The organism is Actinoplanes sp. CA-131856 (assembly GCF_050956135.1).
Lineage (GTDB): Bacteria > Actinomycetota > Actinomycetes > Mycobacteriales > Micromonosporaceae > Actinoplanes.
In genome coordinates, this window is sequence record NZ_CP191849.1 from 8,719,443 (window position 1) to 8,731,642 (window position 12,200).

At 65.6% G+C, this 12,200-nt stretch carries 10 protein-coding genes; 7 read left to right on the forward strand and 3 right to left on the reverse strand.

Annotated elements, in window-relative coordinates; genetic code table 11:
• The first annotated feature begins 160 nt into the window (after nt 1-160).
• A complete protein-coding gene (locus ACQP2X_RS39785) occupies nt 161-301 on the forward strand; it encodes a hypothetical protein (RefSeq protein WP_498690770.1) in 141 nt (46 codons plus the stop codon).
• A gap of 98 nt (nt 302-399) precedes the next feature.
• Here ACQP2X_RS39785 and ACQP2X_RS39790 read toward each other — a convergent pair whose 3' ends face one another.
• The 3 genes from ACQP2X_RS39790 to ACQP2X_RS39800 form a co-directional block, all read right to left on the reverse strand.
• Nucleotides 400-1,776 carry a magnesium transporter MgtE N-terminal domain-containing protein gene (locus tag ACQP2X_RS39790; protein ID WP_498690772.1) on the reverse strand — a complete coding sequence of 459 codons (1,377 nt, stop codon included), beginning with the start codon at nt 1,774-1,776 and terminating at the stop codon, nt 400-402.
• A gap of 823 nt (nt 1,777-2,599) precedes the next feature.
• On the reverse strand, nt 2,600-3,283 hold the full coding sequence (locus tag ACQP2X_RS39795) for a hypothetical protein (RefSeq protein ID WP_498690773.1): 684 nt from the start codon (nt 3,281-3,283) through the stop codon (nt 2,600-2,602).
• A 149-nt stretch (nt 3,284-3,432) separates the two neighbouring features.
• Nucleotides 3,433-4,815, reverse strand: a complete 1,383-nt coding sequence (locus tag ACQP2X_RS39800) for an IS110 family RNA-guided transposase (protein ID WP_498690775.1) — start codon at nt 4,813-4,815, stop codon at nt 3,433-3,435.
• Between the two features lie 537 nt (nt 4,816-5,352).
• Here ACQP2X_RS39800 and ACQP2X_RS39805 point away from each other — a divergent pair.
• The 6 genes from ACQP2X_RS39805 to ACQP2X_RS39830 all read left to right on the forward strand — a co-directional run bounded on the left by ACQP2X_RS39805 (nt 5,353) and on the right by ACQP2X_RS39830 (nt 12,133).
• Nucleotides 5,353-5,907: a hypothetical protein gene (locus tag ACQP2X_RS39805; RefSeq protein ID WP_498690778.1), complete on the forward strand. Its 555-nt coding sequence runs from the start codon at nt 5,353-5,355 to the stop codon at nt 5,905-5,907.
• 1,516 nt (nt 5,908-7,423) lie between these two features.
• Nucleotides 7,424-7,627, forward strand: a complete 204-nt coding sequence (locus ACQP2X_RS39810; RefSeq protein ID WP_498690781.1) for a hypothetical protein — start codon at nt 7,424-7,426, stop codon at nt 7,625-7,627.
• Nucleotides 7,617-8,219: a hypothetical protein gene (locus tag ACQP2X_RS39815; protein ID WP_498690782.1), complete on the forward strand. Its 603-nt coding sequence runs from the start codon at nt 7,617-7,619 to the stop codon at nt 8,217-8,219. Before ACQP2X_RS39810 ends, ACQP2X_RS39815 begins: the two co-directional genes overlap by 11 nt.
• 172 nt (nt 8,220-8,391) lie before the next feature.
• Nucleotides 8,392-9,000 (forward strand): RHS repeat-associated core domain-containing protein, encoded by a 609-nt coding sequence (locus ACQP2X_RS39820; RefSeq protein ID WP_498690784.1) that lies wholly within the window; start codon nt 8,392-8,394, stop codon nt 8,998-9,000.
• A gap of 458 nt (nt 9,001-9,458) precedes the next feature.
• The gene (locus ACQP2X_RS39825; protein WP_498690785.1) at nt 9,459-10,034 is read left to right on the forward strand and encodes a polymorphic toxin-type HINT domain-containing protein; all 576 of its coding nucleotides are present in this window, start codon (nt 9,459-9,461) and stop codon (nt 10,032-10,034) included.
• Between the two features lie 893 nt (nt 10,035-10,927).
• Nucleotides 10,928-12,133, forward strand: coding sequence for a restriction endonuclease, SacI family (locus ACQP2X_RS39830; protein ID WP_498690787.1), 1,206 nt, complete (start codon nt 10,928-10,930; stop codon nt 12,131-12,133).
• The last annotated feature ends 67 nt before the right edge of the window (nt 12,134-12,200 follow it).

Consider the following 12,200-nt stretch of genomic DNA (forward strand, 5'->3'; position numbering starts at 1 on the left):
GTGATCAGCGCGAACGCGATCAGCGGCGCCACCGAAGAGGCACTCAGCATGCACACAGGCCGCGCACAGTGGCTACACATGCGGATGCGTTGCGCAGATAGCCCACTGACTCAGCAAGAGTCAAGTCAGTGATCATCAACACATCCGCAGCCTTGGCGTGATGTGCCGTAAGAAGAACCAGCAGGTCTTGGCGGTCACCCAAACGCCGGGCGATGAAGGGGCGCGCGAAGCGGCCGTCTCCGCGGTGTCGATCCGCTGCGGCGCGAAGGCCGCGAACGCCAGCAGGCACGTAACGATTTGATGGACTTCGCGTGAGGCGATCCGACAAATCGACGCCCTGCAACTAACGCGAAATCGCCTGTAGGAGTCGTTGGCGCGCGACCAGGGCGCGCCGCTGTCTCAGGCCGCTGCTCGCGGGAACGACAGCGGCCTGTCGCTCAAGGTCGGCAACTCAGCCAGCGCTGCCGATCCGCCGATGCCGTCTCTGACCGGCTCGGCCATGCGATCGCGGAGCCAGATCCGGTAGTCGGGTGTCTCGGTGTACCAGCGAATGGCTACGACGCGGTCGGCGCGGGTCTGCCGCAGCATCGCGGTTCGGCGGGCGTCGCTGACCCAGGCGAGAATTCGCGCGGCGCACGGTGCCGGCATCTGCGAGAGCGCCTCTCCTGCCGCGCGCGTCGGCAGGCGCGAGAGCCGGCCGGCGGCCTGCTGGTCGGTCATCGCCGCCAGCCGGGCGGCGGCGTGATCGCACGGAAGGCGCTTGAGCAGGCGGGCGGCCTCGCTCGCGGGCAGGTGGGCGAGCAGTCCCGCGGCCGGGTCCGGCGGCAGGGCGACCAGCAGCCGCGCGGCGACGCCGGGCGTCAGGGTGGTGAGCAGGGCGGCGAGGTCGTCGAAGCCGAGGCTGAACAGCAGCTCGCTGCAGAGAGCCTCGGGCAGTGGCGCTGCGGTCAGCAGCGCGGTCCGCCGTGCCAGCGGAAGTCGGCGCACCGTCTGGCGCATCACCTCGTCATCGAGATGGCTCAGGCGATCGGCGAGCGCGGTGGCCGGCATAGCCACCAGCGCGTCGACGGCGGCCTGTGGGCGTATCTGGGCCAGGTGGGTGACCGCGTCGGTGGCAGGGGCCAGCGTGAGCAGCCTCGCCGCGGCGCCGGAGTCCATGTGGTTGAGGCAGGCGACGATGTCGCTCGGCGGTAGGGCGGCGAGGTGGCCGGTGGCGAGCACCGGGTCCATCACGGCGAGCAGGTTCGCCCGAAGGGCCGGGTGCAGGCGCCGCAGGAACGCGGTGACCGACTCGGCCGGCTGCGTGGCCAGCCAGCCGGCAGCTTTCTCGAAACCGACCCCGCCGAGCTCGACGAGCAACGCGTCGGCCTGACTGTTGTGCTCGTCGGCCACCACGGAGCCGCTGAGACCGTGGTTCTCCCGTGGAAGGGGCGCCGCGACCGCGTGCGGTGACGGCCGCCGCCGTCCCATCGCCACTCGGTTGCGCGCGGCAGTCCACCAGGGCAACTGCTCAACCGGTACCCCGCAGGCCTGAGCGATGCGGTAGACCACCTCGACGCGCGGCAGGACGCGGCCCGACTCGGCGTTGCCCAGGGTGCTGTGGGGCAGACCGGTCAGGACCGCGAGCTCGCGCAGCGTCAGCGGGTTGTCGATGGGCGAGGGCCTGCCCGCCGACATCCGCAGCCGCCGTAGCTGTTCGGCCAGATCAGCGGCCGACTCCACGGCCCGCGGGTCGGGTGCTGGCGCTTGCTCGTACGCATAATGTGCCGCATCCATCAGCCCATCGTGTCCTAGCTCGTATGACGTTGTCCCACGGACCACCCGATCGAGTGACAGCATCCCGACGGACACAAAGTGCGGCTGTGATGGACATCTTTCCGGGAGAGTTACTCGCGTCCACAGTGGCTCGCCATGCCCGGCGGTGCCGTGGTCGCGATGCCGCGGCACCCGCCGCAGCGCGCCGAGGCCTGGAGGTGGTGCCCCGCCCGCGATGCCCCGGGCTTTCGACGAATCTCCTTATGGCGGGACGGCCGCGATGCAGCCTCCGCTCGAGCGGCTACATAGCCGCTAGTCCCCAAGGAGAGGAGCTCGACGGACCAGTGTCCACACGACGAAGAGATCCGTGCGGCCAATGCCAGCCCGAACAGGCCGGTGAGCCCAGCCGGATCCGAAGAGTCCTCCGCAGGCTCACCTCGAGCCCGCTGTCACGGACGATCACTCTCGCTCTGCGAGGGATCGCCCTGTGGGAGGCGTGCCGAGAACACGAAACGCTCATCACCAATCAGGTGATGAGCGTTTACGCGGAGATGTACGACATGGTCAACCGGTTCCTGAGCCTTTGACCGTGTCACCAGGAGCGGGTCCGTGTCTGCGGGCCCGCTCCGCCTGCTTCTACGGGGAACAACGAGCGTTCAGGCTTGACGTTACTCGCGATGTCAGGTGTTACCCATAGCCGATCCGTGTGCGCCGCGAGGTGGGAACTGAGATTCGGCTAGCACTCACCCGCTGGCGACATCAGTCGTCTGCCAACGCCTGGCGCCCCAACGACGACCCGGAATGGCGAAGACTCGCTGGTTTCGCCCGCGTGGTCGCGGAGACGTCAACACGATGGCGGGTCTACGTCGGCCGCGAGCCCGGCGTAGGCCTGCGGCAACGGGGCTTCTCGGATGGCTTCCATGATTGCCGCTGCGCAGCTATATCGTGACTGCTCGTCCATGATCTGGTGGGCGAGATGGCCAATTGCTGCGGCACGGCAACTGGCGTCGGCCTTTCCGATGCCGGAGAACAAGGTCACGGCATACAGGTCGGGGCTGGTGTAGCCGCAGGTGGTGAGATGACGACGCAGACGCAGTCCCAGGGTCAGCATAGCCTGATCATCGTCGGCGGTCGGGTCGTGGCCGAGTCGGTTGGTTAGCGCGTCGACGTGGTGCCGCAGCGTCGTGTCGCCGCCGGTGCTGGGGTGGGTATCGCAGTACCGGGCGACCGCCTTGCCGCCGAGGTAGCCAGCCAGGCGGATGGCGCCGCAGTAGATGGCCGTGGCGGCCGTCGGCGTGGTGTCGGTGTGGACGCTGATCATGGCAGTGCCCCATCGCAGCGCTACGCGGGCCGCGTCGGCGGTTCGCTGTTCGTCGTCGAGAACGGTCGCCGCATTGACCAGGGCGCTGATCGGCCCATCGTGATCGGCGGCCGGAACGAGGGCGGCGATACTGGCCATCCTCGGGCGGTGTGGCTGGCGGAGAAGGTCGATCAGGTGCCGGGGTGCGGAGATGTCGGCGGGTTGCATGGTGCCTCCTTGGGGATGTTCTGGGCGGCCGGTTTGCGGGTGCTGCGAGGGTCGGGGGGATGACCGGGCGCCGCTCCCACGTCAGAGCTCGTGGCTCGGGATTTACTCAGGCGTCTCCGGTCACCCTCCGCGACCTGCGCGGCGGGTTTCTAGTCGAGCTGCTGCCGGTTGGTGAAGGCGCGGCGTTCGTCGTAGGTGGTGCCGGTGGCCAGGCAGTGGTGCAGGCAGGTGAGCAGGCGGGAGCTGACATGGCGTAAGGCGCCGCCGTAGCTGTCGCCTGCGGCACGGCGTTGGTCGTAGCGGGCCCGGGCGCCGGGTGATCGGGTCAGGGAGGAGAACGCCCACTGGTGGCAGACGGCTTTGAGGCGGCGGTTGCAGACGTACCGGTGGGTGACCTGTCTGCTATTGCCGCTGGACCAGGTCAGTGGGGCGAGTCCGGCGTAGGCGCGCAGGCCTCGGGCGCTGGCGAAGCGGTGGGGGTCGTCGCCGAGTTCCGCCAGCAGCCGGGCACCGCCGAGAGGGCCACAGCCGGGGAACGACAGATAGGTCGGGGCGTGCGGGTGCTGCAGGAACGCGTCGGTCAGTTTGGTGGTGAGGTGTGCGGTGGTTTCGCAGGCGTGGTTGAACTGGGCGAGGAGGGCGCGGATTTCTACGGCGGTGGCTATCTCGATGTCACGGGGTAGCCGCAGGACCGGTTGGGTGAACAGGTCGCGCAGTCGGTAGGCCTCGTCGTCGACGAGCCGAAGCCGTACCGGCGCGAGGATCTTCGACAGGCGGTACTGGGTCAGCCTGGCCGCAGCCTCGGCGGTGGGGCCGGCTTCTAGGACCACCCGCGCTTCCGCGCGGCGCAGGCCGTAGTCGCGTCCTTCCCAGGCGATCAGCGCGACGGGATGCACCTGGCGCAGTAGCCGGCGCAGTTTGGCTTGCAGCTGCTCGCGCAGCAGCTGTGAGCGGTACTGGGCCCGGGCCAGCACCGTGATGGCCGCGGCCGTTGGGCTGGTGTCCGGAAGGGGCTGGAGTTGGCTCCACTTGTCGCGCAGCAATGTCGCCAGCAGTTCGGCGTCGGAACGGTCGGCTTTCTTCTTGGTCGCCGACCGGTATTTGCGGTATCGGGCCATGTCGGTCGGCGGGATCTGGAACACCGGCTGGCCGCGGGTCCGCAGTGCGTACACCAGCAGGCCGGCGTTGGTTTCGATCGCTATCGGAACCTTCTTGCGACTGTGCTGATGGCTGGCGAGCAGACCGGATAGCAGGGTGAACAGGTCGCGAAGACCGTCGGGGGAGGTAGCGATCTGCCGGTGGTGCACGACATCGGTCCGGGTGTCGATCACCGCGACGGCGTTGTCCTGGTCGGCCCAATCGATCCCGCAGAAGAAGCGTGGTGGCCGTTGCATGTGGTTCTCCGATCCCGGGCACGGTTGGGTGACTCCAGCCGTTCCGCCGAGAAGGCGAGCGACGTTGCCGCGTAGGGGCGGATGCACTGATCGCCCGACGTTCTGCCGGTCAGTGAACAAGCCGTGCGGCAGCGCCATTGAACCTCGGGCGGCTGCTGGAGTGAGCACCCCGCGTGCGCGGGTACAAGGAGCACCGTGACCGACTGCTCGATAGGTCACAGCAATGATCGCCGCCTAGCACCGCGCCGGCGACCACCATGGACCCTAGCGTCGGCCGGCTGCCTCCGCCAGCGCCGAGTTCCTCCGACACACCGACCGCTAGCCACTCATTCAGGGAATTGACCCGCATCGAACTCGCCTGGTAGCACGGTGAGGTGCTCTTACGGCTCCGCGCTAGGTAGGCCGCCGCAGACAATGACGGCTGTCGCGGCGCCGCCGCCAGGGCACTGCCCAGCCACCGATGCGCGACACCGCCTGCGCCTAGCCCGCCTCTCCACCTCACCGCCCCTCCCGGCGCACCGAATCCGGCACAGCTTCACGCACCGAGCGGACGCAACTACGCCCACTCGACGAAACCCCGCAAGCTTGATCAACCTCGCCCGATGACGGCCCTTTGCGGGACTGGTCCGCTAGACACCCGGCCAGCACGGTGTACATCTCACGCGAGGACGAACAATGATCCAGACATTCGTGGTTTACGGCTACCAGCTCGGCGGCCCTGGCAACTGGGCGCTCAAGGGCATGACGCCTCAGGCCCGCCTCACCACGCCCTGGTACGACGAGACCGACCCGACTCACGATCTCGCGGAACGGGCCACCAGCGAACTCACCAAAGGCCTGAGCGGCCACCAGCCCACCAAGCAGCAGCGCGCCGCCTACGACGCCCAGACGCCCATCATGTTCGACAAGGCGATCGAGATCTCACCGCCGGGTTGGACCCGCGAAGCCAGCGGAGGGCCGGCCCTCGGGTGGCAACTCGAGCCATCCTCTCCCCTGCACGATCTCGACCGGCCCGCGGCTAACTCCTACGTCGTGGTCGTCAATGACTCCATCGAGCACCTCGAAGCGGACGACGAGGCATATTACGACGACGAAGACGCCGAGCCGCTCAAGATCCTAGACTCGCGGGTCGACTGGGACAGCCTGCTCGACGCAGCCCTGACCGAACTCGGATTACAGATGCCGAGCATGCCCGACTGGTTCTGGTACCGCACCAGCTTCGCCGACTGAGCGCCCAAGAAACTCAGGCGTCGGAAGGCTGTTTGGAGAAGCCCCTCAGCCATCGAGCCCAACGACTGCTGGCGAATCCTGGCCGGGTCGTGGGCTGGGATGTGGCTACCCACCTGAAGACCGACCTGGTCGGCGCCGCCCTCGACGACGCACTGCGGCACCGCCCGCCCGATGACGAGCTGACCTTTCACTAGTACAACACCCGCCGACGCCACTCCGGTCTCGGCTACCAAAGCCCAGCCGCCTACGAGACTGGCACCAACGTCCGGCTACTACCAGCTCTGAAGGTAGCTCGAGGATCAACACATCGACCGTGTCCGTCGAATCGGGTCAGGCCCAGCCGCTTGCGGGTGCGGCCGATGGCGTGTCCCCCACCGTGATCGAACGACGGGGGGACTCACCTCCCGCCTACACGCTGCGACTGCCTGAGTCGGCGATCCGTGTAGCCAGAACGGCCGTGCCCAACACGCCGACCACCACGGTGATCAGGATGTCGCCCGGGCGGGCACTCTCGGCCTGTTCAGCACGATCCTCGAGACCATCCCCGCCCTACGTTCACCGAGGGCGCGCCGCTCCAGGCGCACGTCGTCAACCTCGACGCGTCGAACTTCAGGTTTGGGTCTGCCGTTCGTGCGCTACGTGATCGCCGAAGTTCGCCAACTCGTCTACAGCCCGGCACGGACGGTGTGCGCCTCGTACAGCGAGTTCAGGCGGCAGGAAAAAGTGACAGTTGCTGATTAGGAGCGGGCGTCCAGCTGCTTTCGTCCGGGCCTCGTCTGCGCAGGCACCGTCGGCAAGTTACCGCAGAGGTGGTCGGTCGCAGCGCAGCGAGTTCTCCTCCGCTGACGCCGACATGGCACAGAGGGGCCGGCACCTCGAGGTCGCCCAGCCAACGAACGGTCGCCACGGCGTGCACTGCATTACCGCCTCGCACATACGCATTGTGGCCGACGAAGTCTGCCGCGGCGCGTGCCACGACGGCTGCGAGAAGCTCGCTTACCGATGTCGTCACCCCGTCATAGTCCCTCTTGGGTATGACAATCTCGCTTGCAAGACGCTTCGGTGCATGCGACGGCACAGCGGTCCGGTACGCCGATCGCCCCCCAACTGCAATGACGCTCAAACCGCTGCGGTCGAGCCATCGCCGCCCTACTGATCTGACGGCCTGATCGTCCGTACCCGGCGAATCAGGAGGTTCTAGCTGGTGATGTCTCCCGTGCGGACGAAGCGGCGCGAGCCGATGGCGGTGTTCGTCCCGTTAGCTGGCCGGAGGGCTGCGGAACCTCTAATCCACAGCTGGCGCCGAGGTGGCGGGCGTCACCTCGCCCTCATTGCGGGGGAATCTCAGCAGGACTGCGAGCGCGCCTAATGGGCAAGATCAGGCGTAAAGTCCGATATATTAGGGTAGGAGTCCGGAGAAACCGAGCCGCATTCGCTTTGCCGAAGCACAGAGGATGAGGCAAGGTTGTCGTACCTGGCCGGTACCGTTGGACCACACGCCGAGAGGAGTAGTGCGATGCTTACTGCTAGTAGCGCACGCGAGATCGAAGTGGTGGAGCTGACCGCCGATGAGCACCGCGAATATCTTGAAGAGCAGTGCCAGCGTGCCCTCGGCATCGGTGCCGACGAGTTCGCCCGGCGATGGCACGCCGGTGAGTACAGCCGCAATGACGACCCGAAGGTGACTCAGGTGGCTATGCTGCTGCCTGATGCCTGGTAAAGACCCCTACAGCGCGTTCAGCGCGTTCGTCACACCGCTGACGGACGCGCTGAAGTGTGTTGCGGACCCAAAGCTCACGGTGACTCCCGGCGGTCTGGACATTGTCGGGGTTACCCATGGGCTCTACCTGACCGGCGCAAAGCTCGACAACGACGGCTACCTCCCACTGCAGGGCAAGGGCCTCGAGCTGCGTGCCCGGATGAAGTACCAGATCGTCAAGGATGACCGGGCCGATTATGGGCCCTACCGGGTGACCACACGTGGCTACGACTACTCGATCCGTTCCAGCGACGGCACTGCGGTCGTCGACTACCACTGGCATCCCACCGGCAAGTCCCACGAGAAACGCCCGCACCTGCACCTCGGCTCTTCCCAGCTTCGCCCGGACGCGATTCTATTCAACAAGCAGCACATGCTTTGCGGGCGGATCACGTTCGAGGCGGTCATCCGCAACCTTATCGAGATGGGAGTCCAGGCACGCTCGGCCGACTGGTCCGACCTGCTGGACCTCTGCGAGACACCCCACCTCCTCCACCGGACCTGGACCAACGACTACGAGCAGGAGACCGGTAAGAAGGTCCCTGAAGACTGATCCGGCCCTACGACTCAGATGCTCTTGCTGGCGTCGCGGTACGGATCAGAAGGTTAGAGGGTTCGAGTCCCTTCGGGCGCACTTGATCAACAAGGGTCTGAACTGCGAAAACGCGGGTCAGGCCTTTCGTTGTCCAGCCTGTGTGGAAGGTTGGGTGGCGCGTGGGTGACACATGGGTGTCACCACTCTCCGTGATGATGCGCGTGTCGGCGGGGCTGTGACCTGCGATTGCGCCTCTTCTGATCGGCCTTGTTTCCCGGAACTACGCGTCGCCCGCACCGCAGCCGGCACCACCACGAACATGGTCTGGGCCGCCAGCGGAACCATGCCGCTACTGCTCGACCACGGCACACACCGCTACCTGTACGGACCTGGCCTCACCCCGTATGCCCAGGTCGGCCACGACGGCACCATCGAATACCTGCATACCGACGCCATCGGCTCCGTCCGCGCCATCACCAACGCCGCCGGAACCACCGTCGCCACCAATACCTACGACGCCTACGGCAACCGCACCGCCCACGCCGGCATCACCGGCAGCGCGATCGGCTACACCGGCAACTGGACCGACCCCACCACCGGCCTCGTCTACCTCCGCGCCCGCGACTACGACACCATCACCGGCCAATTCCTCACCATCGACCCAAAATCGACAGCACCCTCCAGCCCTACGCCTACGCCGCAAATAACCCGTTGCAACTCACCGACCCCGCCGGGCTCTGCGCTGACTGCAACTTCTTCGAGAAACTGGCGATGCTCAGACCATCGGAAAAGACCCTGACCACTGGGCCAATCGGCGGCATCGTCGACTTCTTCACTGGCATCGGCGACGCCTCCACCTTCAGCCTCACGGGAGCCGTCCGAGACGCCATCAGCCTCGGTGCCACTAAGTGCTTCGTCCATACCGACTCCTGGACTTACCGCGGCGGCGAAGTCGCCAGCTTCTTCCTGCCCTTCCCCGGCGGTAAGGCGAAGGCGCCCCTCACGGCAGGTCAGACCGTCGGGAAGGTCGCCAGGTCAGAAAAGGTTGGCTCAGCGGTTGGAAGGCTATTCGAACGCTGTAAGATCCACAGTTTCGCGCCGAACACCCGCGTCCTCATGGCCAACGGCAGAACGAAAAAACCGCGACATCAAAGTCGGCGATAAGGTTGCACCACCGACCCTGTTACGGGCCAGACCTCACTCAAGACCGTAACCGTCATTCATTCCCACCAAGACAGCTACCTGACGGATGTCACCGTGCGGACGATCCGGCAATCCTGCGAGAAAGGACGTCAGCATCCGGAACAAGCCGACGCGGTCCTTCGCACCACGGTAAATCATCCTTTCTGGAATCAAAACTCCGGGATGTGGGTGCCTGCTGGGCTACTCGTTCCCGGCGTGACACTCATGACCGCCGATGGAAGCAAGCAGAGTGTCATCAACGTCCGCAATTACATCGGCAGCGAGAACATGCGTGACCTCACTGTCGCTGAAATTCACACGTACTATGTTATTCCGGTTCTGGTTCACAATGTGGGCGGAATGGATGGATGCAGCGACGCCGCCTATCAGGGCGTTCTGCACATTCGCGAGGAAGCCGCAAAGGAGGTGGCTACGAAGTCTGCCCGGAACCACCAATTCGAGATGTCGGACGACGCATTGGCCGATTATCTCGACGGCTTCGCCGGCCGGGGGGACGGAATTCCCCTCGTGGATTGCGGTGTCGGCTCGTACGACGAGGCCCTGGGTGTCAGGGTGGTCCAGCGAAACGCGTACTCGATGACTGCCTATAAGCAGACAGCCGCACAGTTTGCGAGCAGAAGGGCGAAATAACATGAAAGGCAAATATGGCGATAACCAAGCCACACTCACCTTAACTCTAGGGGAGCTACGCCGCCTTGCCACAGTGCTGAATGAGGCGACAGTGGAGCTGTCCCGAGCCGAATTCTTCATCCGCCTCGGAGCGTCGAAACCGAACATCAAATCTCTGGTCGAACATCTCGAATCGATGTCCAACGGAAATTTGAAGGAATTCGATCTACCACTCAGAGCAGGCATAGAGGAAGAGGAAAACCCTAGGCGCCCGCGGCCCCGATCGGGCGCTGATAAGTCGCCAGGCTTCACGTCTGAATGAATCCGCATCCGGGCTCCGCCGTCTTCGGCCGGAGCCTGGATGCCCCAAGCCTTACCGGCGACGCTTTCGATCATTCTTCCCCGGCGAGGACGTGTTGCCGATCGTTTGCGGCGCCAATCGCCCAGAATGGATCTTATGGTGTTCTAGACCCGATAGTCCTCATAGAGCGGGACGCATCGGCGATCGCCGTAATTGCACCGGCTGGCCGGGGCCTTGAGCAGAGCAGCTGAACGCACTCCCGAAATAGCGCCGCTCAGCTACTCCGCGACAGCCTCTCGTGCGCGCCTACCGCTGCAGCGACGCGCCCAGATCAAGGCCGGCGTGTGCCGGCACTCGAGCAGGAATCCGAGTCGGGAGGCGGTGTACAGGGCGGCTCGACTGCCGCAGGCCCTGATCGCCTGCCGCCCGTCAGCCCAAGCAGCGCTGACTTGGGCCGAGTCGCCGTCCGCAGCCCCGACAGCACGGGGACGTCCGCAAATTGCCAGCGCTAGGCCCCTTGCTGCCGACTTCAAACCGATGTCAAGCTGCAAGCGTTGCATCGAGCGTCTAGCGTGAGCCCCTGCGGATACTGGCCGTACTGGGAGCGGATGCTGTGCAAGAGGATCGTCTCAAGGTCTCGAAGGACAAGGCGCGCGCGGTGTTCCTCACGGCCCTTCAGCTCGCGACGAGCAACGAGGCAGTACCTGACGAGTGGACAAAGCGAACGACACGCATCGACGCTACTCGTAACCGGACCTATACCCCCGTATTGGGAACCGCTTTACTCGCCAAGGCGACCAACCCCGAGGTCAGCGCGCTCGCGCTGAAGAGCGGCGGCGTGCATCGCGGATACTCGCCGCGGTCCCTCGCGAAAGGTGTCTTCGTCCCGCTGTGCGTGGAGAGCCGCATCGACATCCGCACGCACGGAGCGGAGCCGTTTAACAACCAGCCATTCTTCGCCAAGAACAGCATCCACAAGGATCTCGTCCCGCCTCATAGCCCCGATCGCCCAGACCTCGAGTATCTGGTTGAGTGCCTCCAGCGAGCCGACTACCTGCAGGCGGAGGAGGCCACCTTGGCTCTGGCGGCCTTCATCCGCGCTCGCAGAGCGCTCGGCCGAGGCGGCGCCGCGCTGGATCTGGGAGCGACCGGTGTCGGACTGCTCCACCTTGGTAATGCTGCCGGTGGTTTCATTGCCCTCAACCCGGAGGGCGGCCGACGCGGCCAGGCCTTCGTCGCCGCATGCCTGGATCTTGCGTATCCGGGTCGGGTGATTGGCGGCGCGATCAACGATCCGAGCGTCCATGTCCCCGGCGACATCGCCGTGCTGGCTGATCCACTCGGGTCGCCAGCTAACAGCAGCGGCGACAGCCAGCCCGCCGCACCCGCGGCGACCGTCATCCTGGCTGCCGAGGCGAAGCAGAGGCCTGTCCTGCCCTCCGAGATCTGGCAGTTCAGTCAGCGGCTGGCAGCCAAAGGTATCGGCAAGGCTGTCTACGCGGCGCTCGCCCCGGCTCAGCCACACATCAACGCCACTAAAATGAGCCTATCCGTCGTCGAGGAGCACGGCATCGGCCTGGACATCTACACGTCCTCTATCGATCTCCTGCGCAGTGCGGTCCTATGGGCACCTGCCTCGCTGCAGGAATGCCTCGGGCGATTCCCGAACCTTCTCGCGCAGAGATTAAGTGACTTCCATTGCGACGCCAGCAGCCAGCAGGAATGGCACATGGCATTGGCCACCCCTTGCCTCCGCGACGGAGGATGCTGTGCTCCGCTACGTCAGCGGCCGGCGCCCAGCGCCGTCAACCACACTTGAGACCGTCGCGGCCGACCACACCGATAGCTTATAGGGCGAGGAGCTGCGGCGCCCCTTCGCTCGCCGC

Excerpts from the sequence above, each read along its gene's own strand:
- ACQP2X_RS39785 (WP_498690770.1), top strand. The coding sequence starts at position 161 with ATGTGCCGTAAGAAGAACCAGCAGGTCTTGGCGGTCACCCAAACGCCG.
- ACQP2X_RS39790 (WP_498690772.1), bottom strand. The coding sequence starts at position 1,776 with ATGGATGCGGCACATTATGCGTACGAGCAAGCGCCAGCACCCGACCCG.
- ACQP2X_RS39795 (WP_498690773.1), bottom strand. The coding sequence starts at position 3,283 with ATGCAACCCGCCGACATCTCCGCACCCCGGCACCTGATCGACCTTCTC.
- ACQP2X_RS39800 (WP_498690775.1), bottom strand. The coding sequence starts at position 4,815 with ATGGCGCTGCCGCACGGCTTGTTCACTGACCGGCAGAACGTCGGGCGA.
- ACQP2X_RS39805 (WP_498690778.1), top strand. The coding sequence starts at position 5,353 with ATGATCCAGACATTCGTGGTTTACGGCTACCAGCTCGGCGGCCCTGGC.
- ACQP2X_RS39810 (WP_498690781.1), top strand. The coding sequence starts at position 7,424 with ATGCTTACTGCTAGTAGCGCACGCGAGATCGAAGTGGTGGAGCTGACC.
- ACQP2X_RS39815 (WP_498690782.1), top strand. The coding sequence starts at position 7,617 with ATGCCTGGTAAAGACCCCTACAGCGCGTTCAGCGCGTTCGTCACACCG.
- ACQP2X_RS39820 (WP_498690784.1), top strand. The coding sequence starts at position 8,392 with ATGGGTGTCACCACTCTCCGTGATGATGCGCGTGTCGGCGGGGCTGTG.